Genomic DNA, 26,511 nt, shown 5'->3' with positions numbered 1-26,511 from the left:
GCGGATCGGCGGCGATCGGGCGGTCGCGTAGGCGGAATACGCCGTGCGGAGCACTGGGTACTTGAAGACTCAAGCTCTATGGTCGACGGTACGCATGGTTTGTTCAAAGTTCAAGGAAGGGCCTCGTACGATGGAGTACATGGATATGCCACCCACCCCTTCCCCGGCCGGTGAGCCCCGCTGGCTGGACGGCGACGAGCAGCGCGTTTGGCGGGCCTACCTCCAGGCGACCACCCTCCTCGACGACTACCTCGACCGGCAGCTCCAGCGCGACGCGGGCATGCCGCACATGTACTACGGCCTATTGGTCCAGTTGTCCGACGCCCCCAGGAGGCGGCTGCGGATGACCGAACTGGCCAAGAACATGAAGATCACCCGGTCGCGTCTGTCGCACGCCGTCGCCCGCCTGGAGAAGAGCGGCTGGGTGCGCCGCGAGGACTGCCCCTCCGACAAGCGCGGCCAGCTCGCGATCCTCACCGACGACGGGTACGAGGTGCTGCGCGGGACCGCCCCCGGCCACGTCAGCGCCGTACGCCAGGCGCTCTTCGACCGGCTCACCCCGGAACAGCAGAAGTCCCTCGGCGAGATCATGACGATCGTCGCCGAGGGACTTCAGCCCAAGGAGGCCGGTGCGGACCTCCCCTGGCTCCGCTAGGGGCCCGGAGCGGCGGGGTGGCCGCCCCGGTGTGCCGCCCGGATCAGTGGGCCATCACCGGGATCTTCACCTCGTCCTCGGCGCCGTCCGCCGGGTCCGAGCCGGCGGAGGACGAGGAACCGCCCTGGTGGCCGGTGTTGACGAAGGTCGCCGCGATCAGCGCGGAGACCGCGAGGATGCCGACCGCCCACCAGATGGCGCTGGTGTAGCCCTCGACCATGGCCTGCGCCTGGAGCAGCTTCGGGTTCGTGGCGCCCAGGGACGCGTGGTCCGTGAGGTACGCGGTGGTCGCCGAGGCCGCGATGGTGTTCAGCAGGGCCGTGCCGATGGCGCCGCCGACCTGCTGCGAGGTGTTGACCATCGCGGAGGCGACACCGGCGTCACGGGCCTCGACGCCGTGCGTGGCGAGCGACATGGCCGGCATGAACGCCGTGCCCATGCCGAGGCCCAGCATCAGCTGCGCGGGCATGATCAGACCGGCGTAGGACGTGCCGATCTCCAGCTGCGTCAGGAGCAGCATGCCGACCGCGGCGAGCAGGAAGCCCGGGGCCATCAGCAGCCGCGGCGGGACGCGGGTCATCAGACGGGCGCCGATCTGCGTGGAGCCCGTGATCATGCCGACGATCATCGGCAGGAACGCGAAGCCGGTCTTGACCGGCGTGTAGCCCTTCACGATCTGCAGGTAGTACGTGAGGAAGAGGAACAGGCCGAACATCGCGATGACGGCGAGTCCGAGCGAGAGGTAGACGCCGCCGCGGTTGCGCTCCATCAGGACGCGCAGCGGGAGCAGCGGCGACTTGACCTTGGCCTCGGTGAGGACGAACGCGGCGAGCAGCACGACGGAGGCGACGAACATCGTCACCGTCACGGCGTCGGACCAGCCCTCGGACTCGGCCCGCGTGAAGCCGTAGACCAGCGCGACCAGGCCGAGGGTGGACAGGACCACGCCGGGGATGTCGAGCGGCGAGCGGTTGCGGGTGCCGGCCGGCTCACGGATGACGAAGTACGCGCCCAGGGCGGCGATCACCGCGAACGGGATGTTCACGAAGAAGGTCCAGCGCCAGTTCAGGTACTCGGTGAGGAAACCGCCGAGGATCAGGCCGACGGCGCCGCCGCCACCGGCGATCGCGCCGTAGATGCCGAAGGCCTTGGCGCGCTCCTTGGCGTCGGTGAACATCACCGCGAGCAGCGAGAGGGCGGCGGGCGCGAGCAGCGCGCCGAACACGCCCTGGAGGGCGCGGGCGCCCAGCATCATGGCCTCGCCGGTCGCGGCGCCGCCGAGCGCGGAGGCCGCGGCGAAGCCGATCAGGCCGGTCACGAAGGTGCGCTTGCGGCCCCACAGGTCGGCGATGCGGCCGCCGAAGAGCAGCAGACCGCCGAAGGCGAGCGCGTAGGCCGTGATGACCCACTGGCGGTTGCCGTCGGATATGCCGAGGTCCTCCTGGGCGGAGGGAAGCGCGATGTTCACGATGGTGGCGTCGAGGACGACCATCAGCTGCGCGAGGGCGATGAAGACGAGCGCTTTCCAGCGTCTCGGATCTGTTTCAGACATGGGTGTGGCCACCTAGCGGTACGTAGCGGTGCATATGGGCGAAAAAAGGATGCGTGTGACGTGACGTAAGGGGTGCGCGTGCCGTGAGCGATGCGCGCGAAGCAGGCGATGCGTGCGACGTGAGTAAGGATGTAAGGACGTAAGGGGCGTGCGAAGGAGGGGGCGGGGTCAGTGCTCCCTGAGATCCCGCAGGGTCGCCGCCTCTCCGGGGAGTTCGGAGCGGGCGGGCGCCATCAGGCCGTCCATGAACAGCTGCAGATGGCGGTGGACGAAGCGGTCCATGCTGGGGCAGGCCGTGCCCGGCAGGGGCCGGGTGAGCTGGGACAGGGCGACCATCAGGTCGCCGACGGCGATGTCGGCGCGCAGCTGCCCGGCCGCGCGCGCCCTTCCCATCAGGCCTTCGATGGACCGTTCGAGGCGCTCGCGGGCATCGAGCAGGTCGGGGTGGTTGGGGTCGAAGCCGGCCTGGAGCATCGGGCACAGGGCGCCGATCCGCTCGTCGGCCGCGGCGTGCACGAAGGTGCGCAGCGCCCCGAAGGCGGCGTCGGCGTCGGCGTCCGCGGCGGCGATGCCCTCCTCGGCGAGGACCGCGACGCGGCCCGTCACCGAGAGGACGACCTGCCGCACCAGTTCGTCGCGGTCGGCGAAGTGGCGGTAGACCGTGGCGTTGCCCACGCCCGCGCGGCGCGCGACCTCGTCGAGGGGGACGTCGGAGCCGTGCTCCACGAACATCTCGCGTGCCGCGGCGACGATCCGCTCCCGGTTGCGCAGGGCGTCCGCCCGCGGGCGGACGGGCCGGCGCCGGGGGGCGGCGGCGGTGGCGGTGGCCGTGTCCACAGTTCCTCCTCTGAAGTCGTCTCGGGCCCTCGCGGGCCCCAGGGCCGCTGTGAACCGTGGAGGCTCACCGCGTACCCGTCGGGGCCGATACGGGGACTGGCTCCCCGTTTCGCGCGGACACAGGTCTAAACGGGGAAGCGCTCCCCGGTTATTTCCGCCCCCTGCCCTCATCTCCCGTGACGTGAGTCACACCTGTTGAGCGGAAAACCCCCCGGTCGGTCGCACCCGACGAGCGTCCGCGCGCCCCTCGACAGAGGGTGATCGGACAGGGTGCAGCCGGGACCGGCGGCTGCCGCGGAGTGGAGGCTCACGCATGCAGCAGCCGACCTGGCGACGGATATCCTCCGCCCGCCGCGGAGTCGCCCTCGCCGCGGTCACGGCGCTCACCCTCGCGGTCACCACCTCGGCGGGCGCCGGCCGCCTGATGGACGAGGCGCCCAGTTCGGCGGGCCCGGCCTCCCTGGCCCGCGGCGACACCCACGGCCCGTGCATGATCAGCGGCACGCTGGGCGTCCAGATGTCGGAGGGCGTGCCCACTCCGCCCGGCTACGCCCGCGCCACCGGCGCCGTCCGCGCCCTGAACCTCATGGTCGACTTCTCCGACGCGCCCGGCCAGGGCAGGGCGATGGACCGCCTCGCGGAGTTCTTCCCGCAGACCGAGGAGTGGTTCCGCACCAGCTCCTACGGGCGCCTGGAGTACCGCCCCGGATCGCCGATACGGCACTGGCTGCGCATGCCCAGGACGTTCGCCGACTACGGGATAGAGCGCGGCGCCCCCTTCGACCCCGGCTACCGCGAGCTGGTCGAGGACATCGTGGAGGCCGCCGACCCCGACGTCGACTTCCGGGAGTACGACCTCGTCAACGTCCTCGTCACCCCGAACGCCGGCCCCTCGGCCCTCGACACGGTCCTGTCGGTGACCTTCGCGGGCAACCACGAGGCGCCGGTCGCCGACGGCGTCCCCGTCGCCAACACGTCCTTCGTCTACAGCCGCCAGGACGACGGCTCGGGCACCTACCACGAGACCGGCTACCGCGTCCTGCCCCACGAGAACGGCCACGTCTTCGGCCTGCCCGACCTCTATACGCAGGAGGGCGGCGGCGCGGTCGGCCACTGGGACATCATGAGCGAGGACTGGGGCGCCAACAACGACCTGCTCGCCTGGCACAAGTGGAAGCTGGGCTGGCTCGACGACGAACAGGTCGGCTGCGCCGCGCGGCCCGGCACCTCCGAGCACACCTTGACCCCGCTCTCCCGCGCGGGCGGCATGAAGCTCGCGTTCGTCCCGTTGAGCGAGCGGACGGGGTACGCGGTCGAGGTGCGCACGCCCGGCGGCAACGACGAGGAGGTCTGCAAGCCAGGCGTCCTCATCTACCGCGTGGACGCGGACGTCGACACGGGCCACGGCCCGGTCCAGGTCGTCGACTCCAGGGCCGACAGCGGCGGCTGCACCCTGCGCCCCAACGTGCACGCCGAGCTCTCCGACGCGCCCTACGGCCCCGGCGAGACGTTCTCGGACGGCAGGACCGGGCTGCGGGTGACGGTGCGGGACGTGACGGACGAGGGCGACTACCGGGTGACCGTCACGCGCCAGTGACCGGCCCGGCCCCCGGCGACCCGGCCCCCGGCACGGTCTGCTGGACCTGCCGCAGGAACGCGGCATTGCTCGGCGTCTTCTTGACCCGGTCGAGCAGCGCTTCGAGCGCGCTCTGCCCCTCACGCCCCTGCAGGGCTCGCCGCAGCCCGTGCATGGCCGTCAACTCCGCGCGCGGCAGCAGTTCCTCGCGGCGGGTGCCGGAGGGAATGACGTCGATGGCGGGGAAGAGGCGCTGTCCCGCGAGGGTGCGGTCCAGCCGCAGCTCCATGTTCCCCGTGCCCTTCAGCTCCTCGAAGTAGTAGTCGTCGGCGCGCGACCCGGTCTCCACCAGAGCGGTCGCGAGCATCGTCAGGGAGCCGCCCTCCTCGGCGAGGCGCGCGGCGCCGAAGAGTCGCTTCGGGCCCTGCACGGCGGACGCGTCCACGCCGCCGCTGAGCGTGCGCCCGCCGCTCGCCGCCGCGGTGTTGTACGCGCGGCACAGCCGGGTCAGCGAGTCGAAGAGCATGACGACGTCGCGCCCGTCCTCGACCATGCGCTTGGCGCGCTCCACGGCGAGTTCGGCGAGGGCGATGTGCTGCTTGGCGGGCCGGTCGAAGGTCGAGGCGAGCACTTCACCGCGGACAGAGCGCCGCATGTCGGTGACCTCCTCGGGCCGTTCGTCGAGCAGGACGACCATGAGGTGGCACTCGGGGTGGTTCTCCGCGATCGCCGCGGCGATCTGCTGGAGCAGCACGGTCTTGCCGGTCTTGGGCGGCGCGACGAGCAGGCCGCGCTGCCCCTTGCCGACGGGCGCGACGAGATCGACGAGCCGCGTCGCGGCGGGCCCGCCCGCGGTCTCCAGGCGGAGCCTCTCGCGGGGGTGCAGCGGCGTGAGGTCCCCGAAGCGGCGGCGCGGCCGGGGCTCCCGGGGATCACGCCCGTTGAGGCGTTCGACCCCGGCCAGCACCCGGGGGCGACCGCAGACCCCTTCGACGAAGTCGCCGGTGCGCAGGCCCGACTGCCGTACGAGGGGCGCGGGAACCTGCACGTCCGCGGGGCCCGGCAGGCAGTCGGGGCCCCGGACGTAGCCGCGCCCGTCCCTCGCGATGTCCAGAACGCCCTTGACGTGGTGGGCGGTTGAGTCGGCCGCTTCCCGATCCACCATGCCTGCGGCTGTGGACGTGGCTGCGCCAGCACCTGTGGATGTGACTGTGGATGTGGTTGTAGCTGTGGCTGTGGCTGTCATGGGAAGGGTTCCTTTCGCGGACATGCGAATGAGGGGCCCGGCCGGAGGCGGCGTTCGTTCACGCCTCGTGCGGCGGGGAGGGAAGCGCTGCGAAAGCGCTGGAAGAAGACCGGAACGGCCTGGCAGAACAGGCCCGGCGGCGCCGGACCCGGCCCGGTGGGGCCGACGGAACGGGTTTCTGGACTCGAAGGACCGGGAGATTCCCGTGAAGGTGAGCCAGGAGGGACCCGTGAACCGGGAGGAGAGGAAATCGGCACCGGCACCCCGGACGGGGCAACACACGTGCTGTTCGCAAGGTAGCACACCGCACGGCAGTGGGCCATGGCGCCGACCGGGAGGGGCACCCGGACGAATTGACGACGCGGCGCCCCGCGGGCAGTGATCGTACGTTAGGTTAGCCTTACCTAAAAAGCTGGGAGGTCGCTCACACATGCCTGAGCACATACCGAACGGGCCGTACGCCGAGGGCGAGTTCGCCGGGCGCACGGCTCTGGTGACCGGCGCGGGCCAGGGCATCGGCGCCGCGGTGGCCGCCGCGCTCGCCGCCCGGGGGGCGCACGTCATCGCCACGGACCGCGAGCCTGGGCGTGCCGCCGACGGCGCCATGGGGCGCGGGCCGAGGCGTGACGCGGACCCCGAGCCGGGGCGTGAGCCCGCACGTGACGCGGACCGCGAGCCTGGGCGTGAGCCCGCACGTGACGCGGACGGCAAGCCTGGGCGCGACGGGTCCGGCGCTGCGGGGCGTGAGCCGGGCAAGGCTGCGGGGCGTGAGCCGGGCAAAATTGCGGCGCACGAGCCGGGCAGGGCCGCCCCCGCGCCGGGCACGATCACCCCCCGCACCATGGACGTCACCGACCCCGCCGCCGTGTCCCGGGTCATCGACGAGACCGTCCGCGACCTGGGCGCCCTCGACATCCTCGTGAACGTCGCCGGCATCCTGCGCACCGCCCCCGTCGCCGAACTCACCGACGCCGACTGGGCCGACACCTTCGCCGTGAACACCACCGGCGTCTTCCACGCCTCCCGCGCCGCCGCCTCCCACATGACGGCACGCGGCTCCGGCTGCATCGTCACCGTCGCCTCCAACGCCGCCGGCATCCCGCGCACCGGCATGGCCGCGTACGCCGCGTCGAAGGCGGCGGCCACGATGTTCACCAAGTGCCTCGGCCTGGAGACCGCGCGCAGCGGCGTGCGCTGCAACGTGGTGGCGCCGGGCTCCACCGACACCGCCATGCAGCGCGCCCTGTGGCCCGACGGCCAGGCGGAGGCGCCGTCCAGCGTCATCGCGGGCGACCCCGCCACGTACCGCACCGGCATCCCGCTGGGCCGCATCGCCGCCCCCGAGGACATCGCCGAAGCGGTCGTCTTCCTCGCCTCCGACCGCGCCCGGCACATCACTCTCCAGGAGCTGTACGTGGACGGCGGCGCCACGTTGCGCTGAGGCCCCGCCCGCCGCAACGCCCCGTCCCTCTCCCCCGTAACACCCAGCGCCCCCACGAGAAATGGAGCACCCGTGTCGACGGCACCCGAGGTCGCCACACACGTCACGACGGCCGAGCCGGCCCATCCCGCCGTGGGAGCGGCCACCGCTCTCCTCGACGACTACACCCCCGGTCGGCGTTTCCTCGCGACGCCGACCCGTACCCTGCTCGCCGAGGGCGTCCACGCCCACGTACCGCACGACGACAGGCCGCTGCCGCAGCGTGTCGCCGCCGCGCTGGCCGCCGCGCGCGCGGCGGGGACGGACCGGCCGCACGTCATCGGCGCCGTCGCGTTCGACCAGTCCGCGCCCGCCGCCCTCGCCGTGCCGGAGACCCTGCGCACCGCGCCGCCGCTGACCGCGGACCCGCTGATCGCGCTGCCGGCCGAGACGCCGGAGGCGACGGACTGGCGGATCCGGCCCGTTCCCTCCCCCGAGGAGTACGGCGAGGGCGTCGCGGGGGCTGTGGAGCGCATGTGGCGCGGCGAGTTCAGCAAGGTCGTCCTCGCCCGCACCCTCGAACTCACCGCGCCCGCCCCGCTGGACATCCCCCTGATGCTCCAGCGCCTGGCCCGCCGCGACCCCTCGGGCTACACCTTCGCGCTCCCGACGGCTCCCGGCCGCACCCTCGTCGGCGCCAGCCCGGAACTGCTCGTCTCGCGCCGCGGCCACCAGGTCGTCGCCAACCCCCTCGCGGGCTCGACGCCGCGCAGCTCCGACCTGGCCGAGGACGTCCGCCGCGCCGCCGCGCTCCTGGAGTCCGCCAAGGACCTGCACGAGCACGCCGTCGTGGTCGACGCCGTGCACCAGGCGCTCGCCCCGTTCTGCACGGATCTGACGATCCCGGCCCGTCCCACCCTGATCCGCACGGCCACGATGTGGCACCTCTCCACGACGGTCACCGGCGCCCTCATCTCCCCCGACGCCTCCGCGCTCGAACTGGCCTGCGCCCTGCACCCGACCCCCGCGGTCTGCGGCACCCCGACGGCGACGGCTCGTGAGGTGATCCGCGAGACCGAGCCGTTCGACCGCGGCTTCTTCACCGGCATGGTCGGCTGGGGTGACGCCGACGGCGACGGCGAGTGGGTCGTGACGATCCGCTGCGCCGAGGCGGAGGAGCGCTCCCTGCGGCTCTACGCGGGCGCGGGTGTCGTCGCCGCCTCTGACCCGGCGGCGGAGACCGCGGAGACCGGCGCGAAGTTCCGTACGTTCCTCGACGCCGTGGGGGCCGAGCTGTGAGCATCCCGGACGCGCCCCCGTACCCCGAGGAGTTCGCCGAGCGCTACCGGGCCGCCGGGTGGTGGCGCGGCGAGACGTTCGGCGGAATGCTGCGCGACCGCGCGGCAGAGCACCCCGACCGGATCGCGATCGTCGACCCGGCGGGAGGGCGCCGCTGGACGTACGGGGAGCTGGACCTGCTCGCCGACCGCCTGGCGGCGGGCCTGCTGGCGCGCGGCATCGAGAAGGGCGACCGGGTCGTCGTCCAGCTCCCCAACACGGCGGAGTTCTTCTCGACGATCTTCGCGCTCTTCCGGATCGGCGCCCTGCCGGTCTTCGCGCTGCCCGCGCACCGCGAGACGGAGATCCGCTACTTCTGCGAGTTCACGCAGGCGGTCGCCTACGTCGTCCCCGGCCGGCACGGCGGCTTCGACTACCGCGACCTCGCGGCGAGCGTGCGGGCCCAGGTGCCGACGCTGCGCCACGTGTTCGTGGCGGACGCCGTCCCGGCCCCGGCGGAAGCGAACGCCTCGCTGGTTCTCCCCGAGACCCTGCCGGACGCGGAGGCGCGACCGGTCCGCTTTGAGGCCCTGGCGGACACGGAGGCGCGGCCGGTCCCGTTCGAGGCCCTGGCGGACGTGGAGGCCGACCCGGTACCGATCCCGGACCCGCCGACCCCCTCCGACCTGGCGTTCCTCCAGCTCTCCGGAGGCTCGACGGGCGTACCGAAGCTGATCCCGCGCACCCACGACGACTACATCTACTCCCTGCGCGGCTCCAACGAGCTCTGCGCGGTGGACGAGACGTCCGTCTACCTGGTGGCCCTGCCCGCGGCCCACAACTTCCCGCTCTCCTCCCCCGGTTCGCTCGGCGCGCTCTACGCGGGCGCCCGCGTCGTCCTCGCCCCGCAGCCGAGCCCCGACGCGGCGTTCCCGCTCATCGAGGCGGAGGGCGTCACGATCACCGGCCTGGTCCCGCCGCTGGCCCTGGTCTGGACCGAGGCGGCCCCTTCGACCCCGTACGACCTGAGCAGCCTGGAGGTCCTCCTGGTCGGCGGCGCGAAGTTCAGCGAGGAGGCGGCGCGGCGCGTGAAGCCGGCCCTCGGCTGCACGTTGCAGCAGGTCTTCGGCATGGCGGAGGGTCTGGTCAACTACACGCGCCTGGACGACCCGTACGAGACGATCGTCACCACGCAGGGCCGCCCGATCTCCCCCGACGACGAGATCCGGATCGTCGACGACGAGGACGAGGACCTGCCGCTCGGCGCGAGCGGCCACCTGCTGACCCGCGGCCCGTACACGATCCGCGGCTACTGGCGGGCCCCCGAGCACAACGCCCGCTCCTTCACGCCCGACGGCTTCTACCGCACCGGCGACATCGTCCGCCTCACCGTGACCGGCCACCTGGTCGTCGAGGGCCGCGCCAAGGACCAGATCAACCGCGGCGGCGAGAAGATCGCCGCCGAGGAGGTCGAGAACCACATCCTGGCCCACCCGTCGGTGCACGACGCGAACGTGGTCGCCGAACCCGACCCCTACCTGGGCGAACGCACCTGCGCGTACGTGATCCTGCGCGCGGGCGCCGACCCGCTGAAGCCGGCCGCCGTGAAGAAGTTCGTACGGGAACGGGGCCTGGCCGCGTACAAGGTCCCGGACCGCGTCGAGTTCGTGGCGAGCTTCCCGCAGACGGGGGTCGGCAAGATCTCGAAGAAGGACCTGCGGGCGACGTCGGCGAGGCCGCACCGCATCCCTCAGTAGCCGCGCCTCACCTCAGCCCCCCTCGCCTCTCCCCTCCCCTCTCCCTGAACGGAACTGTCCAACCCATGGCGCTGCCCGCGATCGCCCCGTACCCCATGCCGTCGGCGGACGAGCTCCCCGCGAACCGTGTCGACTGGAAGGTGGACCCGTCCCGCGCGGTCCTCCTCGTCCACGACCTGCAGAACTACTTCCTGTCGGCGTACGACGGGAAGGCGGCTCCGATCCCCCAACTTCTCTCGAATGTCCGGACGTTGAAGGAGACCGCGTCCCGCATCGGCGTGCCGGTGGTGCACACCGCGCAGCCCGGCGGGCAGACCCCCGAGGAGCGGGGCCTCCAGCAGGACTTCTGGGGCCCGGGCCTGCCGGACGACGCCGAGGCGGCGGCGATCGCCCCGGAGATCGGCCCGGCGCCGGCGGAGACGGTCCTCACGAAGTGGAAGTACAGCGGTTTCGTCCGCACGGACCTCCTGGAGCGCCTGCGCGAGGAGGGCCGCGACCAGTTGGTGATCACCGGCGTCTACGCCCACATCGGCGTCCTGATGACGGCGTGCGACGCGTGGATGCAGGACATCCAGGCCTTCGTGGTGGCCGACGCGGTGGCCGACTTCTCCCCCGAGGACCACGCGATGGCGCTGCGCTGGGCGGTGGGCAGGTGCGCGGTCGTGACGACGACGCAGGGGGTGTTCGGGGAGGGAGCGTAGAGCCCCCTCCCGGCTCCCGGGCCTACCGGAAGCAGTCGCCCGCGCCCTCGCCGGATTCACGGTCGAGGGCGGCGGGCTCGCCGTCGAGCGCGGCGGGCTCCCCGTCGAGCGCGGCGGCGGGCTTCCCGTTGAGGGGTGCCTGCTTCCCGTCGAGGAGGGCCGGCTTCCCGTCGAGGAGGGCCGGTTTCCCGTCGAGGGCGGCGGTGAGGCTGTCGAGCCGCGCTCGGAGGTCCCGCACCTCACCCAGCGAGAGCCCGGTGGCGGCGCTGATGGCACGCGGCACGGCCCGCGCCTTCTCGCGCAGCGCGAGCCCCGCCCCGGTGACCCGGACACTGACGGACCGCTCATCCTCCACGCTGCGCCGCCGCTCGACGTGGCCGGCGGCTTCGAGCCGCTTGAGCAGCGGAGACAACGTCCCGGAGTCGAGCCGGAGCCGCTCCCCGATCTTCTTGACGGGGAGCTCGCCGTGTTCCCAGAGGACGAGCATGACGAGGTACTGGGGGTAGGTGATCCCGAGGTCCTTCAGCGCGGTGCGGTAGACCCCGTTGAAGGCGCGGGCGGCGGCGTGCAACGAGAAGCAGACCTGCTCGTCGAGCCGCAGAAAGTCATCGTCGGATACGCCACGGAAGGCTTCGCGCTCCCCGAGGGCCCCACCCTCACGGAGGGCTCCACTCCCGCGGAGGGCTTCGGGCCCGGCCCCGTCCTGTGCTTGCTCCATGCCCCCATCGTACAACCAGTCACCCAATTAAGTTGCACACAACTAAATTGGGTGCTCTACTTATGCCACCGGAAGGGCAAGGCCCTCGGTCCGAACCGACCGAGACCCCCGCTCGACCCCTACCACCAGGAGAACGAGACCCATGGACGCTCTGTACACCGCAGTCGCCACCGCGAACGGCCGCGAGGGCCGCACCGTCAGCTCGGACGGCCAGATCGACCTGACGCTCGCCTTCCCCGAGGCCCTGGGCGGCAACGGCAAGGGCACGAACCCGGAGCAGCTCTTCGCCGCCGGCTACGCGGCCTGCTTCGCCAGCGCGATGAGCAACGTCGCGCGCCAGGAGAAGATCGACGTGACGGACGTCTCCGTGACGGCGGAGGTCAGCATCGGCAAGGACGAGACGGACGGCGGCTTCGGCCTCTCGGTGGTCATGCGCGCGGAACTCCCCGACCACCTCCAGGGCCCCGCGGGCGAAGCCCTCCTGAAGAAGACCCACGCCTTCTGCCCCTACTCCAAGGCCACGCGCGGCAACATCCAGGTCGACCTGATCATCGAATAGCCGCACCGCCCGTCCCTGCGGATCACCCCGGACCTCCCCCGGGCCACCCGCTACACTGACGGCGGACGACGCAGTCTCCAGACTCGCGCCGCCCCGCCTTCGTAGCTCAGGGGATAGAGCACCGCTCTCCTAAAGCGGGTGTCGCAGGTTCGAATCCTGCCGGGGGCACCAGGCAAAAGGCCCCGGACCGATCATGGTCCGGGGCCTTTGACATCCACTTATGACATCAACGCGGGCGATCACCCACGACCAGGGCGCCGCTTCCTGAGCAGCCGGTCCATGTGACTCATGGCCTCGCGCTGCGTGTCCTGCACGACGTGCGTGTAGACATCCATGGTGATGCTGATCTGCGAGTGCCCGAGGATCTCCATCACGACACGGGGCGCGACTCCAGCCGCCGTGAGGAGCGTGGCGGTGCCGTGCCGAGCGTCGTGCAGCCGGATCACGCGGAGGCCGGCGGACTCGGCGACGCGGGTGAAGGAGCGGTAGACGTTCCGCGGCTCGACCTGGCGGCCGGTACGGGTGGTGAAGACGTACCCGGACTCCTGCCACTGTTCCCCCGCCTTGACCCGTGCAGCCGCCTGCCGCATCCGGTGCCAGCGCAGGGGCGCGATGCAGAGGCCGGGCAGCGGGACGGCCCGGCGACGGCGGCTCTTCGGATCGTCGTCGTACAGGACACCCCGACGCCGTTGCGTCTGCTGGCGGACGTAGAGAACACGGTTGTCGAGGTCGAGGTCTGACCAGCGCAGGCCGATGATCTCTCCCCGGCGCAGCCCCATGGCGATGGCAAGCACGAAGGCCGCGTACAGCGGGTCCTTACGGGAGGCCGCGAGGAAGTCCAGAGTCTCGTGGAGGGTCCAGGGCTTCAATTCGCGGTTGTCGGTGCGAGGCGGCTCGACCAGCTTGGCCACGTTGCGCGTGATCAGCTCCTCGCGACAGGCGGAGGACAGTGCCGACCGAAGGACGCGGTGGGATTCCTTGGCGGTCGCCGCAGTCGTCTCCTTCTCCAGGCGGACGAGGAAGCGGCGTACGTCGGCGACGCCGAGGGATTCGAGCCGCTTGGCGCCGAGCAGCGGCACGAGGTAGAGCCGGACGTGTGCCTCGTACTTGTCGTACGTGCTGAGCTTCCGCCGAGGCTTGATGACGTTGTCCAGCCAGTACGGCAGCCACTCGGAGAGCTTGGCCGACTTGGTGGGCACGGGCACGCCCTGGTCCACCTTGGTGAGCAGCTCCCGGCGCTTGACGTCGCACTCGGCCCAGGTCTTGCCGTAGGCGAACTTGCGAGCGCGGGTTCCGTCCGGCTGGAGGACGTACACGGCGCACTGGTACCGGCCGTCCTTGCGCTTGGTGATGGTGCCGGCGCCGTTCGGATTGCGCTTGCGCGGAGCAGCCATCAGGCAGCCTCCTCGATCTGGCCGAGGACGAAGTCCCGCACAGCGGTAGCGGGGATACGACGCGCCCCATCGATCTTGATCGAGACGAGTCGACGCGAGCGGATCAGGTCATAGACCTTCGAGCGCCCGACCTTGAGACGCACCATGACTTCCGGCACGGTCAGCAGCTCGGCGGTGGCAGTGGCGGCGGTCATGCTGCGGCTCCTTCCAGGGCCAGTTGGTCTTGCAGTGCTTCGCGTGCGGTTTCTCGGTTGAGCTGGAGGTCCCGGGCGATGGTGGCGGCGAGAGCGGATTCGCCGGGGGTGTGGCCGTGTCCGGCGTACTGCCAGTCGGTGAGGACGAGGACGGTGTCCGGCTCGCGGTCGTCCAGGGCGAGGGCGGTTTGTTCCTGGGCGGCGCGGTAGTCGGCGCGTGTCTGGCGCAGGGCGCCGAGGGTGGTGGAGTAGCGGCGGGACTTGGAGGAGAAGTGACCGCGGAAGCCGAGCATGTGGGCCCAGGCCCACAGCCGCCGGTCCGGGTAGAGGCGGTCCAGGTCGCGGCATGCGGTGATGAGTCGGCGGGTGTGGTCCGGGACCTGGTGCCGGTCGAGTTCGGCGAGTTCGCCGATACGGCGGTCAAGGGTGCCGGTGTTCTCGGCGGCTTTGGTGGAGTACTTGGCGACGTAGGAGGCGACGGCCTGTTCGGTGATGTCCGAGCCGTCGCCGAACGCCTTTACCGGCCGGACGTCGAGCTGTGTGCCCCACCGGAAGGACCGGGCCGGCTGGTCCCCGGCGGCCGGGACGGAGACGGACGTGTAGGAGTGCTCCGCAGCGGCATGGATGGCGTCGGCGAGGAGGCCAACCGTTACCCAGGCAGGCGGGGGCGTTCCGGGTCCGTCCGGTCCGTCGAGCCGGATCACCGCGTGGAAGTGCAGGGCGCCGCGCTTCTGGAATTCGGCGACCTTGCCGTAGGAGACGCGGAGGCAGTCGGCGAGTTCCCGGCGGGTGAGGCCGGCGCGGGCGGCGAGTTCGCGACGCAGGCGGGTGGTGAAGCGCTGCCAGAGCTGTCCGGCGTGGTTGTTGAACAGGACGGCGCCCGCATAGTCGTACGTCGCCGGATCCAGGGCCGTGCCCAATTCTGAGGCGTCCGGGGCGTGCTGGGTGCCGCAGCGGCAGGTGCCGTGGTCGGGCCGGTTGTGGACCGGGCCGAAGGAGGGAGCGGTGAGCGTGGCGAACACGCGCGGGTGATCCCGGACCGTGGCGGGGACATCTCGGCGGTCGTCTCCGGCCAGGCCCGCGCGGATGAGGTGATAGGTGTCTCCGGCGTAGGTCCAGGCGCAGGAGGGGCAGCGGGAGGCGCGGCGGTTGCCGCAGGCGAGGCGGAGGCGTCCACCGGGCTCAACGGCGGTCGTGTAGTGGTGCAGGGTCTCGCCGGTGGTCTTGTCCTTGTGGAGGGTCCAGCCGGTGAGGTGGACGGGGTCGGAGCAACCGCCGGTGCGGCGGACCTGGTCTTCCCAGCGGGTGTAGTCGGGGGCGGAGGCGACGCGGAGGAGGTCACCGAGGGTGGTCGGGTCGAGCAGCGGGGCATGCGCGGTCGGGGCGCGGTGCGCCATGCTGGGTGCTTCCTTCCGGTTGTGAGATCGGTTGGGGACGGCGCCCGGGCGGCGGATGCTTGGCGGTATCGAGGCCGCCCGGGTGCCGGTCAGCGTCGTTTGGCGTCGGCGTGGACGAGGGAGCGGATCACCAGGGCGCAGACGGCGACCGAGGCGCCGGTGATGGCGACGGCCAGGAGCATCGAGACGAGAACGGCGCCGACGACCAGGACGACGGCCGTTCCGCCGCCGACGAGAGCGAGGGCGGTGCCGGGGGTGAGCTGCACCGTAGGCCGGGACGGCGCAGGAGCGACCGGAGCAGGAGGCGGAACCTGCGCACTCGGTACGACGGCGGTCGGCGCGACGACCACGGGCGGCGTGAGGTGGCCGGCGGGCGTGGGGTTGGTCGGGATCTTCGGGCGGAGCATCGGTGTTCTCCCTTCGGGTGTGCTACTTGACGAAGCCGTTGACGACGGGGGCCAGCACGCTGTCGGCGATGAGGAAGCCGCCGAGGAGCAGTACGGCGATGAGCCACCAGGGCGGGCGGATGAGCTTGACGCCGAGGTAGCCGACGGCGAGGAGCGCGAGCCAGAGTGGGACGTCCATCGGGTGGCCTCCTAGCTGACGCGGCAGCGGTGGGTGCGGGCGGCGAGCTGTGCGGCGGACTGGCTGGAGTAGTCGGCGGACCAGCCGCAGCGGTCGTTGGTGCACACAGCGGCGTGTTTGGTCTGGCCCCGGCGATCGCGGTGGGTGCCGATCTGCACTGGGCCGATCCGCATGACGGAGTGGAAGAAGTCGCGGGCAGGCATGTCAGCCGGTCTCCTGTCGGGGTGCGGTCGGGTCAGGTGAGTTGGGCGGCGATGGCGTCGGCGAGGTGAGGCGGGACGCCGAGGCGGGCGCGGAGGGTGTCGGTGTCGATCGGGGCGCCGGTACGGGCGTGGTGGTCGTCGGCGACCTTGCGGGCGTGGTCCACGAGGGCGGCCGGGACCGGCACGGCCGTGGGCAGAGCAGGGGCTACCTCGATCTGCGGGGCGACGGGGGGTTCAGGCGCCGGGCCCGGCTCAGCGGCAGCCGTTTCGGGCGCGGAGCCCGGAGCCGGGACGGAGGGCGCCGGCGGATCCGGGGCGGGGCCCGCGGGCGAGTGGGCGAGGAGGGTGCCGCCCATGAAGGCCAGGGCGGGCCAGGCCGCGACGAGGATGCGCAGCCAAGGCGGGACGTCGCCCAGGTCGAGGAGCCCGGCAGTGGCGACGTTGGCACCGAGGGAGGCGACGAGGGCGATGAGGAACCAGCACCAGGGCAGCCGGGACGGTCCGTCGGCGCGCAGCCGTCGCCAGGCGGCGACCAGGAGCAGGTCGACCGAGACGGGGTAGGCCCAGGCCTTCCAGCCGGTCTGTCCGGCAGCGGCGGCGAGGTCGTGGAGGTGGGCGAAGGACAGCGCCCCGGCGATGACGGCTTGAACGAGTACGGCGTCGATACGGAGAGCGGGGCGGGTCATCACGGCTCCTTCCTGTGATCAGGCATGGCAGGGGTAGGGACCCGGCGCGCAGGACGGTCGCGCCGACCGTGGGAGGGGGGCGGGGTCAGGCGGTGGCGGGGGCTGTCTTGGACAGCGGCACGCGGGCCGAGTGCAGCGGAGCGACCGCGGGCCGGAAGGGCGCGAGGGCGGGCAGCTCGGGGGTGCGGTCGGCGTGCTTGTTGCAGACGTTCACGGCCTGGCGCAGCGTGGTGTGCGGGGCGCGGATGCGATGCCAGCCGCCGGTGGAGTCCCCGGCGATGGCGATTCCGCGTGTCTCGGCGGGAATCTGGATGGCGGCGAGAACGGCGTCCGGGGCGATGTCGCCGAAGGCCATGTTCGCGGACGTCTCGTCGTTGACGCGGTGGGCGGTGCGGCCGGTGAGCTGGGCGCGGAGCATGGTGATGCCCTTGCCGAGTTCGGAGCCGAAGCGCTGACCGCAGATTTCCAGGTAGACGCCGGCCGCGCGGCCGAGCTGGGCGAGGCGGACGAGGGCGGTGATGATCCGGTCTCGGCGCTTCTCTTCCTCCTTGCTGGCGAAGAGCGCGAGTTCGGCGACCTCGTCGACCAGGACTACGACCGGCACCGGCCGCAGGTCCTCGGGCAGGTCCCAGATGTCGGCGGCGATCTCCGCATCCGGCACGGCGACGCTGATCCGCTGTTCGGCGCGGATGAGCTGGTACACGTCCTGCATGTGGGACACCAGCGCTTCCAGCAGTTCCAGCGCGGTGTCGGGGTTGTCGGCGAGCGCGGAGAACCGGCGTGCCAGCGGGAACAGCTCGACCCCTTGCTTGCAGTCGATGCCGACCAGCGCGACGTGGTGCGGGGCGAGCCCGGCGACGAGGTTGCGTTGATAGACGGACTTGCCGGACTCCGTGGCGCCGAGGGTCAGGCCGTGCGGGACGGCGCGGTAGTCGCGGTAGTGCACCGAGCCGTCCTCCCGCAGCGCGACCGGAACGCACATCGGCCGGGTGTCGGTCTTGGCCGGCATCTGCACCCGCTTGAGCACGTCGTAGCCGGTCATCCGGATCTCGACCACGCCGGAGCGCAGCTCACGGGAGGTGACGCCGTACATCCCGAAGGAGTGGCGCAGCCGGTCCGAGGCGGCGGCGACGTCGAAGGCGTCTTGTCCCGGGCGGAGTTTGAGCCGGAGGACCAGGCCGGTGTGGGTGGGCCGCAGCCGCAGGATGCGCGGCGCGCGGGACTCCGGCGCCGGGCGGTTGGTCATCCGGGCCAGCATGAGGCGCCAACGCGAGGGCGGGACCGTCAGCCCGCATGCCTCCATGACGGAGACGTAGCGGACCAGGACGCGCACGACAGCGAAGGTGACCCCGAAAGTCATCCAGTACCAGGCGGGACGCCACCACCGCAGGAGACCCGCAGCGGCGACGACCACCAGCAGTAAGACCGTCGGCCACGTCATGGCTCAGGCCGCCTTCGAGCCCGTGCCCGTGGTGGCCAGCGAGGTGACGGCGACCGCGCGGAAGGCGATGCCGTGCCGCTTCTGGCCGTTGAACTCGTTCTCCCACGGCCGGGCGACCAGCCCCGTGAGGGCGGCCGGGGTGCCCATGGTCAGGTCACCGGAGATGCCGGTCTCCGGGACGGTGACGGACAGGATCTCGACTTCGTCGTTGGCCGCGAACATCACGTCCACGGTCATCAGCCTCGCGCCGGTCTCGGCGTCGGTGGCGATTTCGCCGGTACGGCGGTCACGCACCTTGGGCTGCGGGGTCTTGGCAACCATCACGGTCGCGGCGGAGGTGTCGACGGGGATCTGACGCACAGCAGAACACTCCTCTATAGATGCTGAACTCCGCCACTCATGTACATGAGTGACATGAAGAAGAGTGCATCACTCCTGTACATGAGTCAACCCGCCGCGACATCGAAGTCACGACGGGTTGCAGGAAGTTGAGCCGGCGTCAGTCGGCGGCAGGGATCCGGTACTCGAAAACGAACTGGTCAGCAGCCATGAGCGTGTCGCAGACCTCCACCACGACCCCTGCGGTCGTACGGGCCTCCCGGATCAGATGAACCACCGGCGCACCCGGACTCAACGCCAGCTCGGAGGCTTCCGCCTTGGAGGCCGGCCGCGCTTGCAGCGTCTCGACGAACTCCGCGAACTCATGCCCGTGGTCTTCGAGCCGGGCATAGATGCCACCGCCGCCGGGATTCTCGGCGAACAGCTCCGGGATGTCCTTGACGACGTCCCACGGAAGGTAGGAGGAGGCGGTCTCGACCGGGGTGCCGTTACGGAAGTAGAGACGCCGCCGGGCAAGCACCTGGGTGCCGGCGGGGACGCCGAGCCGCTGAGCGGCATCCGCGGGCGCTTCCATGGGCCCGATGTAGAGGACGCTTACCTTGGCCGTGGCTCCGGACTGGGCGGACTCCGCGAGGTACGCGGCCTTGCCGCCCTGGCGGAGCGAACGCCGGAAGCGATCGGAGGAACGGTGCCGCACCGGCGGCCGGTCCTTCACGATCGAGCCCTTGCCGTGCCGGGTCTCGACGAGCCCACTCGCCCGTACCTCGACCATGGCCTTGCGGATCGTGCCCCCGGACACGCCGTAGCGGTCCACCAGCTCCGATTCACTCGGCACCATGTCACCGGGCTTGAGCACACCCGCCCGGATCTGCTGCACGATCTCGTCCGCGATCTGCACGTACCGAGGCCCGGACCTGCCCCCCTCTACCGCAGTTCCCATAGTCCTTCTCTGCCTCCTATGCTCCTGTACATGAGTCAACCACAGGAAGCAACGTCGACGCCCCTCCACTCCGTATCCGTAGCCGGAGTCGTCGTGCGCGAAGACGGCCGCCTCCTGGCCATCCGCCGAGCCGACAACGGCACCTGGGAACTCCCTGGCGGCGTACTCGAACTCAACGAGACCCCAGAGGCCGGCGTAGCCCGCGAAGTCTGGGAAGAGACCGGCATCCACGTCGAGGTCGACGAACTCACCGGCGTCTACAAGAACACCACCCGAGGCATCGTCGCCCTGGTCTTCCGCTGCAAGCCCTCCGGCGGCACCGAACGCACCTCAAGCGAGTCCACAGCCGTCTCCTGGCTCACACCCGACGAGGTCAGCGACCGCATGGCCGAGGTCTACGCGATCAGACTCCTGGACGCCCTAGACGGGGCTGGCCCCCACGTACGAAGCCACGACGGCAAGCACCTCATCCCAGCGGGATAAGACTTTCCCTACTTCATCAAGGCCCGCGCACGGCGCGGGCGCGCGCCGCCTCTACGGCGCGGCCCGCCTCCTGTCTTCGCCCCGGCTGGCCGCGCCCGGCGGCGCGCTCGGCGGCTGCGGGCATGAAGTGGGGAGAACCCCTCTGTGGCTGGGGCGGTCGGCTCCACGGCTTTAGGCAGCCACTTTGGGGCGAGCCTCTAAGATCTTGGCCCCAACGTCGTGCTTTAACGGGCAGGTCCACAGACTGCCCGACTCGCCATCAGCTTACGGGGCCAAGATCACTCGCCCCAAAGCAGCTCCAGCCCAAAGCCGCTCCGCCGGCCTCCTAGTCACGCACCGCAAGGAGGGCGGAAGTTCGCGGAATCGCTCGATAGACAGCGAATGGAATAACCGAAAACCCCGGATACTGAGGGAGGTCAATGAACCCCATTCCCCCCAAGGTCTTCATAAAGCCATTAATATTTTCGGCGAAATTGGCTCTGTCCACGGTTCCATCAGGCCTGAAGAAATTAAAATCAGGCAGAGACGTGTCTTCCGGACCGTAACTTCCGACGCTACCCACAAGCGTCCACTCTTGCGGCTCTGTCCCGTACCGCGCGAAGAGAATATCCGCTTCTGTGTCCAGGTACTGCCGCCCTTCCTGCAAACGAGAGCCAATTAGCACGCTCCCGGCATCGACAGGCGCAAGATTGATGTGGAGGCCTGGAGCGAAGATTCCTCTCGCCATGCGGACGATGGCACGAAGGGAATTTCCATCCACGCCTGCGACTCCAGCGAAGTCAGGGATCGCATCTTCTAGCTGCCGATCGGGGGGCACTTGGCCGGGCCTGGGCGGCTTCGGCCCCTGCTGCCCTCCCCGGCCCTTCCCCTTCCCGGGTGGCGCATTACTTGAATCAGGAACCAGGACACCCATCCCCTGAAGGCCGAGCGCGACGGAAGCGAACGCCGAAAATACACTTGCCGTGTATCGACTATCGAATAGAGATCCCATAGCAGTGATACGAACGAGTGAGCCGGGCGGAGCGATCTCTTTCATGGACCCCGAGGTCCACTGAGATAGGTCCGAAACCTCTTCCGATACATCCTTGAGTAGGCCCTCTGACTCCAAGGCCTCCTCCAGCGTGGGGAAGAGAGCGTCACCGAGTGACTTTTGGGTATACCTCTCACTTCCCGTCACTTGCAGATGTTGGGCGAAGCTCCGAGGTCCGACCGTGGATCTCCTTTCTTGCGTACTTGTCTCCCGCTCTTCCTCTGCCACGCCTCCATCAAGCTGGGCAAGCATGGCTCGCACCTTGTCGGTGTCCACGTACAAGAACTCACGCAGAATCACGCAACATCCCCCTTAGTGACTTCAGGGTGTGATGCTATATCTGATGTGGCGGCGAAGATGGGTCTTCAGAGATTTCGATGCACCGGGCCCAACACGCGAGCGCCCTCCCGGGCCGTCCTATGGCCGTGGAAGGGCGCCCAACGATGACCAAACGTCGACAGGTGCCGACAGCTCAGCAGCAGGTCACGGCGTTGATCGGAAAGGCAGCCGCAGGTCACGGCCGCGCGTGATCAGTTGTGGCTGCACAGCAGCGACGTACAGCAACGGTCGCAACCGGGGTAGCCCGACACCAGCCCCAGACGGCCGGCTACCAGCCCGGCACACCTCAGCAGCCTTCGTGCCTGTAGGTCGCATCGTGCGGCGCATAGATCGGCTGTCAGCTTGACTCGGTGATTGAGGCGCTGCCGACCTCTAGTTGGTTCCTCTCCTCGCCCACAGGGAATTCACGCGATCCCTCTGACGCGTATAGATCCAGGTCGGTACCGGTGGCGCTCCCGAGGTGGCAATGCAGTAGTCTCCGTAGGCTGACAAAACTGTGCCAATGCGAGAGGAGGAAAGTTCTCCATCGGTGAAAATTGCGAGTGAGTCAAGACGCCGGTCAAGAATCTCACTCTTTGATTCGGCTGATCGCCAAGCCATGACTTCAGTCAGCTGCGTGAAGGCAGCTCCAGATGCCAGGGCAACCACGATCAGGCGCGCCAGAATAATATTGTTCTCGCCAGAGGTTATTGGGATGGCGATGAGAATGACCCCGACAGTGGCTATTGAGAATACCCACAGCATGCGTCCGTAGTACTCTGCAGCCGACTTATACAACTGCTTCCCCCAGAAGGCATTCTCTTGGAGGTGGTCACAGAGTCGTTTCATGCCAAGAGAAGCGTCGCTAGCGAAGTAGTCTGAAGGTACCGGGTCGGGGAGCGCTTCTCCTGCGGATGGGGTTACGCGACCAAACCAATTACTGAGGTCGACCCTCTCTTCGACTGTACCGAGAGCATCAAGCAAGAGCCCACGGATCCTCCCCTCCTCGCCGGCCGAGTGGCATTTCGCCGCCCTGTTTCGAGTGACCCAAGACGAAACCTGGACGCCCAGCGCGATGAGGGCAGGAATATAGGTTAGCGGACTCGTGATGAAGACTGATGTGACACTAAGGCCGAAAGTTGCCACCTGAAGCCATCTACTCGCCCTGTAACCTCTTGCCGCCTTCTCAAGCTGCGCATTGGCTAGTGCGATGATTTCATGGGACGACGCTTGAGAACTGGTCACCTAGCAAACTCCCCCAATGATCGAGAGCCCCTCGCGTGTCTCCTTGCTGCTCACAATGAAGGGCCCTATTTGCAATGTCTCGCGCTTCTGAAATTGGGTTGCAGTCACCCTCTTGGCGTCCCGCGGATGAATGTTCCGCATCCTTGAAAAATTCCACTATCGCGCGTGTGATCGGTGGCATCCGGTCGGAGAAGGTGGCACTTGCAATATTTTCGATCTCGTAAGATGCGATGGGTTGACCGTGTTGCTTACTCCACCACTTGATTATTTTGATCAGATGAATGAATTCGTTTCCAAGTAGTGCACTTTTTCGGTTGATTCTCTGATTCCGCTCCTCCGGAGCGTACGTGTTCCATCGGGATCGATCGGGTGACGGGATCTTGTAGATCACTCCGCCATTGGGGTTGACGGTATCGGGAATGGCGGGGATCACGTCAACGTCGGGCCCTTGGGTGAAGCTGATGCGAACCGTATTTTCCGAGATGCGCGCTTCCCGATACCTAGGCCTTAGGGTGTCCAGTAGCCTTGCTGCAATTGAATAAGGAGTGGTTCGCGCAGATGAGGACGGGCTCAGTGCAGCTACGATGTCTACATCGGAGAATCCTTGAATCGCTGTTGAGCGAGCCATTGAGCCAGTTATTTTGCATTCTTGAACCGCAGTGCCCTGTGAAAGGAATTGGCAAATTTCCCTGGCACGCTCCAGTGCATCATCAAGCTCATGTTGACTCAAGCTGATGCGTTGAGTAAAGAGTTCGAAAATTTTCTCCAGTGTGGCGTTCATATATTCGATGCGCTCGGATCCTCAAGTGCAGGGGTTATCAGGGCTGGTCCACGTCATCCTGCCCTAGGAGGCCTACGTTCGATGGTCGGTCCGAATAATTCCACTCCGGGCCTCCGGGCCTCCGGGCCTCTGGGCCGTCCCTGGGCCGTCCGAGGCCGACCAACGCTGACAGTCGGCACCCACGGCTGACCACCTCCACTCCGCTCTGGCCTGGGCACCCGGAGATGATCTGCGACACTGGGAACTTCATGCCGAAGCCCGGAGAACTGGCATCCTCAGCCGACCGGGCTTGTGTCCGCCCGCTCACCACTCCAGGTCAACCTGAGATGGGTAGCGGCTCGTGACGGTGCCAGATCAGGTACCGGTCCTCGCGGCGCAGCTCCGCGGAGCCCCACTCGATGCGCATGATGCCCTTCTCCATGGAGCAGGCGTAGGCGACAAGGACGAGCCGTACGTCTTCGGGAAGGAGCTCCAAGTCTGGGTGCACCTCGGAGGCCTCAAGTTCCCCGAGGCCCAAGTCGAATGCTTGCTGCATGGCCGGCGGGCCGTGGCGCCGGATCAAGTCTGCACGGAAGCCTGTGGCCCGACGGAGACGTGCAGCCGTGACAGGTACGTCTTTCTTCGCGTAGCGGAGAGGGTAAATCAGGTGGCCCCGGACGAGCATCAGCGTGCGTCCTTGCAGGCGCACTGGTTCCCCGAGCCCGGAGATGCCAGCGGCCAGTTCCTCGTATTGCACAGCGTAGAGGCCGTGTCCGTAGGCTTCGAGCGTTTGAGTGTGGACGCCCTCGTGCCCGGTCCGTGCGCGGTCGTGAGCCCGGAGGAGGCAAGCCGGGATGATGTCGGCCAGCTCACCGGCTATGTCCCCAAAGGTCTCACGTGCCCATTGACTGGCTGAACCCATGACGTACCGCCCCTCCCCGATAGCCCTGCAGCACAGCACCGAGCAGCTTCCACCTGAACCGTGCTGCGCCCAGGCGGGTCACACAAGGTTGCAACCAGCGCACAGAGGGAGCGCACGCCACCTGAACAGGGTCACCGCACGTACCACCCCGGATTTCTCCCGGCTCTGTCGCTCGCCTTGCGGTGACGGCAATCCTGACGGCAACAGCAGCAGGCGGCAGCGGAGTTCAGCAGTCCAAAACGGTGCAGGCGTAGGCCAATCAAGTGGTTCTACCAAGGCTTGCCCGCATCTTCTAAGCGCCTGGCGGCCGAGGCCACCCGGGCCGTCCCTGGGCCGTCCAAGGTCAGCCGACGCCGACCAACAACGACAGAAGCCCACGGCATCTGAGCTAGTCAGAGCCGTGGGCTTCTTGAGTCCCGCTGGTCAGCGGAGCCGGTGATCAGTAGACGGGCTTCTGAGCGCTGGCAGGAGGGCCACCCCAGGGACGCCGCCTTGACCGTGCCCTTTAGGACTGGAGTTCGCTCACCGCCAGGAGATGACCGCGGCTGGTTGCCACGCGGACCACGTCTCGTAGGGCTCGGGTCACTTCGGTCAGCATGAGCCGCAGGTCATCGCGGCCGGCGTCCTGGTCGCCGAGGACTCCCGCAGCCCGCTCCAGAAGATCGGTTGCCATCCCGAGCTGTACCGCTTCGATGTTGTCCGCCAGGCGAGACATGTATCCGCCGCTGTCATCGGTGCTCAGGTAGCAGGGCTTACCGTCCGGGCCCGACCACGGGAGGAGTCGTAGTTCGTTCTGCGGCATCAGTGCGCCTGCCTTTCTTCGATCACGTGGTGGGTGCTGAAGACGGCGTCGACACGATCCCCAGGGAACACCAGTAGTGCCGCCTCGATGACTCGCCCGGTGTTGTCTGCCGCAACGCGGGTGATCGCGAGGACGGCCAAGGCTGTGTTGATCCGCAGAGTCGACGCCTCACCCGGCGTTGGGAGTCGGGCGGACACCGTCTCGTGGACTTCGGCCGGCGGCGGGTCCGGCACAGAGAAGCTGGCTTCCGCCCACGTCCTTGAGGACCGGTTACTGAGCGCCTTGGTCGGTGTCAGGTCTCGCGGTACGTAGACGCGGGCCAGGCTGTGTGGGGACTCTCCCTCGTAGCTGAGTCGGAGGGATTCGGTCAGTGGGCTTCCGTCGTCCACCTTCAGCAGCGCTGTCAGATGGCCCCGCGCGGGCAGCACCGTAGTTCGGACCGTCACGCGCAGGTCCACGTCTGCGGCAGTCCGGGGATCCAGCGTGCCCCATCCACCGACGTACGTGACCTTGCGCAGCGGGCGGCGGACGAAGTTGCCCTTGCCGTGGATCTTCTCGACGAGGCCTTCTCCCTGGAGTACGGCGAGGGCGCTTCGCAGTGTGGCCGTGCTGACCTTGTACCGGTCGGCCAGGGCGGACTCAGACGGGAGCCGTTCACCGGGTCCGATTCGACCGGTCGTGATCTGGCGTCTCAGGTCGTCAGCGACGACGAGGCGGCGAGACGTCATGGACTGTGTCACCGCCTTCTCGTCATCCGCACGGCGACGAGCCGGGTCCGCCCGTTTATGGTCAGCAGCTCTCCCGACTCGAACAGGAGTTGCTTCGCGCCCTGGGGCAACTGGAAGAGGTCGCTCACCCGGCAGGCCCGACCGCCAACTTGGATGATGTCGCCCCGCAGAACGGTGGCCGCCGTGATCTCAACGTTGGATGCCAGCGCACCCCCGGGGGCCCAGTTGCTCACCGCTTCACCGCCGGTCGCGTGGAGTGGTCCGGCGCGGGGTGGCAGGTGCAGGCGCACGTCTCGTAGATCACCGGCAGGTCGACCGGCGCAGGAGATGGCGACGCTTCCGCACAGGCTGCGTGAGTGCCAACCCTGCATTCAGTCGACCGGTAGGCAGCAGCCCCGGTTTCCGATACATGGAGCTGTTGACGAGGGGGCATTAGCGAGCACCTGCCAGAGCCGAGAATGCCTCAGCCGACAGTCGCGGCGCCACGACCATCGAGCGTTGGCGTGCACGCTGCCGCTCCCAGGCCAGCACGTACGGACGGACGAGCACGTTGTCCTCGCCCAGGAGCAGGTGAAGGCGGTCAGCGGTGTCCGGCATCCATTCCGGGACGGCTGGCGGCTCTACGGCGAGCGCGGGAGGCGTCGCCACAGCCGCTCGGGACGGCGTTAAGGCTCGGCGATGCCTGCCCTTGGGGAAGTACCGCGCTCTGGCGAGCGTGACGGCACGGTGGATACGGTTGAGCACG

At 69.2% G+C, this 26,511-nt stretch carries 28 protein-coding genes, 1 tRNA gene and 1 pseudogene; 9 read left to right on the top strand and 21 right to left on the bottom strand.

What is annotated here, in order from left to right:
- The first annotated feature begins 130 nt into the window (after nucleotides 1–130).
- Nucleotides 131–655 (top strand): MarR family winged helix-turn-helix transcriptional regulator, encoded by a 525-nt coding sequence (locus tag DCW30_RS34530; RefSeq protein WP_062780766.1) that lies wholly within the window; start codon nucleotides 131–133, stop codon nucleotides 653–655.
- Between the two features lie 43 nt (nucleotides 656–698).
- Here the strand turns inward: DCW30_RS34530 and DCW30_RS34525 are convergent, their stop codons facing one another.
- Both DCW30_RS34525 and DCW30_RS34520 read right to left on the bottom strand, forming a co-directional pair.
- Nucleotides 699–2,207 (bottom strand): MFS transporter, encoded by a 1,509-nt coding sequence (locus DCW30_RS34525; protein WP_076685672.1) that lies wholly within the window; start codon nucleotides 2,205–2,207, stop codon nucleotides 699–701.
- Nucleotides 2,208–2,375: 168 nt separating this feature from the next.
- On the bottom strand, nucleotides 2,376–3,044 hold the full coding sequence (locus DCW30_RS34520; RefSeq protein ID WP_076685671.1) for a TetR/AcrR family transcriptional regulator: 669 nt from the start codon (nucleotides 3,042–3,044) through the stop codon (nucleotides 2,376–2,378).
- Nucleotides 3,045–3,357: 313 nt separating this feature from the next.
- On the opposite strand from DCW30_RS34520, the gene DCW30_RS34515 reads away from it, so the two are divergent.
- Entirely contained in the window at nucleotides 3,358–4,641 is a 1,284-nt protein-coding gene (locus tag DCW30_RS34515; RefSeq protein ID WP_076685670.1) for a M6 family metalloprotease domain-containing protein, read from the top strand.
- On the opposite strand, the gene rho is transcribed toward DCW30_RS34515, so the two are convergent.
- On the bottom strand, nucleotides 4,628–5,785 hold the full coding sequence (gene rho / locus DCW30_RS34510) for a transcription termination factor Rho (protein WP_076685669.1): 1,158 nt from the start codon (nucleotides 5,783–5,785) through the stop codon (nucleotides 4,628–4,630). The two genes, DCW30_RS34515 and rho, sit on opposite strands and share 14 nt — an antisense overlap.
- Before the next feature lie 511 nt (nucleotides 5,786–6,296).
- Here rho and DCW30_RS34500 point away from each other — a divergent pair.
- From DCW30_RS34500 to DCW30_RS34485, 4 genes are all read left to right on the top strand, one after another.
- Entirely contained in the window at nucleotides 6,297–7,307 is a 1,011-nt protein-coding gene (locus DCW30_RS34500) for an SDR family NAD(P)-dependent oxidoreductase (RefSeq protein WP_079250093.1), read from the top strand.
- A 72-nt stretch (nucleotides 7,308–7,379) separates the two neighbouring features.
- Nucleotides 7,380–8,585 carry an isochorismate synthase DhbC gene (gene dhbC, locus DCW30_RS34495; protein WP_076685668.1) on the top strand — a complete coding sequence of 402 codons (1,206 nt, stop codon included), beginning with the start codon at nucleotides 7,380–7,382 and terminating at the stop codon, nucleotides 8,583–8,585.
- On the top strand, nucleotides 8,582–10,321 hold the full coding sequence (locus DCW30_RS34490) for a (2,3-dihydroxybenzoyl)adenylate synthase (protein WP_076685667.1): 1,740 nt from the start codon (nucleotides 8,582–8,584) through the stop codon (nucleotides 10,319–10,321). The genes dhbC and DCW30_RS34490 overlap by 4 nt, the downstream gene beginning before the upstream one ends.
- A gap of 65 nt (nucleotides 10,322–10,386) precedes the next feature.
- Nucleotides 10,387–11,022, top strand: coding sequence for an isochorismatase family protein (locus DCW30_RS34485; RefSeq protein WP_076685666.1), 636 nt, complete (start codon nucleotides 10,387–10,389; stop codon nucleotides 11,020–11,022).
- A gap of 190 nt (nucleotides 11,023–11,212) precedes the next feature.
- Here the strand turns inward: DCW30_RS34485 and DCW30_RS37770 are convergent.
- Nucleotides 11,213–11,623 (bottom strand): annotated as a pseudogene (locus DCW30_RS37770) (MarR family winged helix-turn-helix transcriptional regulator); the annotation flags it as partial.
- Nucleotides 11,624–11,882: 259 nt separating this feature from the next.
- Between DCW30_RS37770 and DCW30_RS34475 the strand changes: the two are divergent.
- Together DCW30_RS34475 and DCW30_RS34470 are read left to right on the top strand one after the other, a co-directional pair.
- Nucleotides 11,883–12,299 carry an organic hydroperoxide resistance protein gene (locus DCW30_RS34475; RefSeq protein ID WP_076685665.1) on the top strand — a complete coding sequence of 139 codons (417 nt, stop codon included), beginning with the start codon at nucleotides 11,883–11,885 and terminating at the stop codon, nucleotides 12,297–12,299.
- Nucleotides 12,300–12,394: 95 nt separating this feature from the next.
- A tRNA-Arg gene (locus tag DCW30_RS34470) sits at nucleotides 12,395–12,470 on the top strand.
- 68 nt (nucleotides 12,471–12,538) lie between these two features.
- On the opposite strand, the gene DCW30_RS34465 is transcribed toward DCW30_RS34470, so the two are convergent.
- From DCW30_RS34465 to DCW30_RS34420, 10 genes are all read right to left on the bottom strand, one after another.
- Nucleotides 12,539–13,693, bottom strand: coding sequence for a tyrosine-type recombinase/integrase (locus DCW30_RS34465; RefSeq protein WP_076685664.1), 1,155 nt, complete (start codon nucleotides 13,691–13,693; stop codon nucleotides 12,539–12,541).
- Nucleotides 13,693–13,887, bottom strand: a complete 195-nt coding sequence (locus DCW30_RS34460) for a helix-turn-helix domain-containing protein (protein ID WP_076685663.1) — start codon at nucleotides 13,885–13,887, stop codon at nucleotides 13,693–13,695. The genes DCW30_RS34465 and DCW30_RS34460 overlap by 1 nt, the downstream gene beginning before the upstream one ends.
- Nucleotides 13,884–15,284 carry a replication initiator protein RepSA gene (repSA, locus tag DCW30_RS34455; RefSeq protein ID WP_076685662.1) on the bottom strand — a complete coding sequence of 467 codons (1,401 nt, stop codon included), beginning with the start codon at nucleotides 15,282–15,284 and terminating at the stop codon, nucleotides 13,884–13,886. Before repSA ends, DCW30_RS34460 begins: the two co-directional genes overlap by 4 nt.
- An 89-nt stretch (nucleotides 15,285–15,373) precedes the next feature.
- Entirely contained in the window at nucleotides 15,374–15,691 is a 318-nt protein-coding gene (locus DCW30_RS34450) for a SpdD-like protein (protein WP_076685661.1), read from the bottom strand.
- A gap of 22 nt (nucleotides 15,692–15,713) precedes the next feature.
- On the bottom strand, nucleotides 15,714–15,869 hold the full coding sequence (locus tag DCW30_RS34445) for a hypothetical protein (RefSeq protein WP_003950175.1): 156 nt from the start codon (nucleotides 15,867–15,869) through the stop codon (nucleotides 15,714–15,716).
- An 11-nt stretch (nucleotides 15,870–15,880) separates the two neighbouring features.
- Complete coding sequence (locus DCW30_RS34440; RefSeq protein ID WP_007388789.1) at nucleotides 15,881–16,072, bottom strand: mobile element transfer protein; 192 nt, start codon at nucleotides 16,070–16,072, stop codon at nucleotides 15,881–15,883.
- A 32-nt stretch (nucleotides 16,073–16,104) separates the two neighbouring features.
- On the bottom strand, nucleotides 16,105–16,758 hold the full coding sequence (locus DCW30_RS34435) for a DUF2637 domain-containing protein (protein ID WP_076685660.1): 654 nt from the start codon (nucleotides 16,756–16,758) through the stop codon (nucleotides 16,105–16,107).
- 85 nt (nucleotides 16,759–16,843) lie between these two features.
- Nucleotides 16,844–18,199 (bottom strand): FtsK/SpoIIIE domain-containing protein, encoded by a 1,356-nt coding sequence (locus tag DCW30_RS34430; RefSeq protein WP_076685659.1) that lies wholly within the window; start codon nucleotides 18,197–18,199, stop codon nucleotides 16,844–16,846.
- A 3-nt stretch (nucleotides 18,200–18,202) separates the two neighbouring features.
- The gene (locus tag DCW30_RS34425) at nucleotides 18,203–18,559 is read right to left on the bottom strand and encodes an SCO3933 family regulatory protein (RefSeq protein ID WP_076685658.1); all 357 of its coding nucleotides are present in this window, start codon (nucleotides 18,557–18,559) and stop codon (nucleotides 18,203–18,205) included.
- Between the two features lie 139 nt (nucleotides 18,560–18,698).
- Nucleotides 18,699–19,478, bottom strand: a complete 780-nt coding sequence (locus DCW30_RS34420; RefSeq protein ID WP_007388785.1) for a GntR family transcriptional regulator — start codon at nucleotides 19,476–19,478, stop codon at nucleotides 18,699–18,701.
- Between the two features lie 18 nt (nucleotides 19,479–19,496).
- On the opposite strand from DCW30_RS34420, the gene DCW30_RS34415 reads away from it, so the two are divergent.
- Nucleotides 19,497–19,961 (top strand): NUDIX hydrolase, encoded by a 465-nt coding sequence (locus tag DCW30_RS34415; protein ID WP_031186072.1) that lies wholly within the window; start codon nucleotides 19,497–19,499, stop codon nucleotides 19,959–19,961.
- A gap of 325 nt (nucleotides 19,962–20,286) precedes the next feature.
- Here the strand turns inward: DCW30_RS34415 and DCW30_RS38325 are convergent, their stop codons facing one another.
- The 7 genes from DCW30_RS38325 to DCW30_RS34380 all read right to left on the bottom strand — a co-directional run bounded on the left by DCW30_RS38325 (nucleotide 20,287) and on the right by DCW30_RS34380 (nucleotide 25,999).
- Nucleotides 20,287–21,291, bottom strand: coding sequence for a DUF6414 family protein (locus DCW30_RS38325; RefSeq protein ID WP_418347175.1), 1,005 nt, complete (start codon nucleotides 21,289–21,291; stop codon nucleotides 20,287–20,289).
- A 411-nt stretch (nucleotides 21,292–21,702) separates the two neighbouring features.
- A complete protein-coding gene (locus DCW30_RS34405) occupies nucleotides 21,703–22,554 on the bottom strand; it encodes a hypothetical protein (RefSeq protein WP_123985617.1) in 852 nt (283 codons plus the stop codon).
- Complete coding sequence (locus DCW30_RS34400) at nucleotides 22,526–23,335, bottom strand: SMODS domain-containing nucleotidyltransferase (RefSeq protein ID WP_123985616.1); 810 nt, start codon at nucleotides 23,333–23,335, stop codon at nucleotides 22,526–22,528. The genes DCW30_RS34405 and DCW30_RS34400 overlap by 29 nt, the downstream gene beginning before the upstream one ends.
- A gap of 316 nt (nucleotides 23,336–23,651) precedes the next feature.
- Entirely contained in the window at nucleotides 23,652–24,236 is a 585-nt protein-coding gene (locus tag DCW30_RS34395) for a hypothetical protein (protein ID WP_076689197.1), read from the bottom strand.
- Between the two features lie 505 nt (nucleotides 24,237–24,741).
- A complete protein-coding gene (locus DCW30_RS34390) occupies nucleotides 24,742–25,041 on the bottom strand; it encodes a hypothetical protein (protein ID WP_076685657.1) in 300 nt (99 codons plus the stop codon).
- Nucleotides 25,038–25,766: a GntR family transcriptional regulator gene (locus DCW30_RS34385; RefSeq protein WP_076689195.1), complete on the bottom strand. Its 729-nt coding sequence runs from the start codon at nucleotides 25,764–25,766 to the stop codon at nucleotides 25,038–25,040. Before DCW30_RS34385 ends, DCW30_RS34390 begins: the two co-directional genes overlap by 4 nt.
- Before the next feature lie 8 nt (nucleotides 25,767–25,774).
- On the bottom strand, nucleotides 25,775–25,999 hold the full coding sequence (locus tag DCW30_RS34380) for a hypothetical protein (RefSeq protein WP_053637609.1): 225 nt from the start codon (nucleotides 25,997–25,999) through the stop codon (nucleotides 25,775–25,777).
- Nucleotides 26,000–26,511: the final 512 nt, after the last annotated feature.

It is taken from the genome of Streptomyces alfalfae (genome assembly GCF_004127445.1).
Taxonomy (GTDB): Bacteria; Actinomycetota; Actinomycetes; order Streptomycetales; family Streptomycetaceae; genus Streptomyces; species Streptomyces alfalfae.
This window is presented reverse-complemented; position numbering and strand designations above follow the sequence as displayed.

Excerpts from the sequence above, each read along its gene's own strand:
- DCW30_RS34530 (WP_062780766.1), top strand. The coding sequence starts at position 131 with ATGGAGTACATGGATATGCCACCCACCCCTTCCCCGGCCGGTGAGCCC.
- DCW30_RS34525 (WP_076685672.1), bottom strand. The coding sequence starts at position 2,207 with ATGTCTGAAACAGATCCGAGACGCTGGAAAGCGCTCGTCTTCATCGCC.
- DCW30_RS34515 (WP_076685670.1), top strand. The coding sequence starts at position 3,358 with ATGCAGCAGCCGACCTGGCGACGGATATCCTCCGCCCGCCGCGGAGTC.
- rho (WP_076685669.1), bottom strand. The coding sequence starts at position 5,785 with ATGGTGGATCGGGAAGCGGCCGACTCAACCGCCCACCACGTCAAGGGC.
- DCW30_RS34500 (WP_079250093.1), top strand. The coding sequence starts at position 6,297 with ATGCCTGAGCACATACCGAACGGGCCGTACGCCGAGGGCGAGTTCGCC.
- DCW30_RS34485 (WP_076685666.1), top strand. The coding sequence starts at position 10,387 with ATGGCGCTGCCCGCGATCGCCCCGTACCCCATGCCGTCGGCGGACGAG.
- DCW30_RS34475 (WP_076685665.1), top strand. The coding sequence starts at position 11,883 with ATGGACGCTCTGTACACCGCAGTCGCCACCGCGAACGGCCGCGAGGGC.
- DCW30_RS34465 (WP_076685664.1), bottom strand. The coding sequence starts at position 13,693 with ATGGCTGCTCCGCGCAAGCGCAATCCGAACGGCGCCGGCACCATCACC.
- DCW30_RS34460 (WP_076685663.1), bottom strand. The coding sequence starts at position 13,887 with ATGACCGCCGCCACTGCCACCGCCGAGCTGCTGACCGTGCCGGAAGTC.
- repSA (WP_076685662.1), bottom strand. The coding sequence starts at position 15,284 with ATGGCGCACCGCGCCCCGACCGCGCATGCCCCGCTGCTCGACCCGACC.
- DCW30_RS34450 (WP_076685661.1), bottom strand. The coding sequence starts at position 15,691 with ATGCTCCGCCCGAAGATCCCGACCAACCCCACGCCCGCCGGCCACCTC.
- DCW30_RS34445 (WP_003950175.1), bottom strand. The coding sequence starts at position 15,869 with ATGGACGTCCCACTCTGGCTCGCGCTCCTCGCCGTCGGCTACCTCGGC.
- DCW30_RS34440 (WP_007388789.1), bottom strand. The coding sequence starts at position 16,072 with ATGCCTGCCCGCGACTTCTTCCACTCCGTCATGCGGATCGGCCCAGTG.
- DCW30_RS34435 (WP_076685660.1), bottom strand. The coding sequence starts at position 16,758 with ATGACCCGCCCCGCTCTCCGTATCGACGCCGTACTCGTTCAAGCCGTC.
- DCW30_RS34430 (WP_076685659.1), bottom strand. The coding sequence starts at position 18,199 with ATGACGTGGCCGACGGTCTTACTGCTGGTGGTCGTCGCCGCTGCGGGT.
- DCW30_RS34420 (WP_007388785.1), bottom strand. The coding sequence starts at position 19,478 with ATGGGAACTGCGGTAGAGGGGGGCAGGTCCGGGCCTCGGTACGTGCAG.
- DCW30_RS34415 (WP_031186072.1), top strand. The coding sequence starts at position 19,497 with ATGCTCCTGTACATGAGTCAACCACAGGAAGCAACGTCGACGCCCCTC.
- DCW30_RS34400 (WP_123985616.1), bottom strand. The coding sequence starts at position 23,335 with ATGAACGCCACACTGGAGAAAATTTTCGAACTCTTTACTCAACGCATC.
- DCW30_RS34395 (WP_076689197.1), bottom strand. The coding sequence starts at position 24,236 with ATGGGTTCAGCCAGTCAATGGGCACGTGAGACCTTTGGGGACATAGCC.
- DCW30_RS34385 (WP_076689195.1), bottom strand. The coding sequence starts at position 25,766 with ATGACGTCTCGCCGCCTCGTCGTCGCTGACGACCTGAGACGCCAGATC.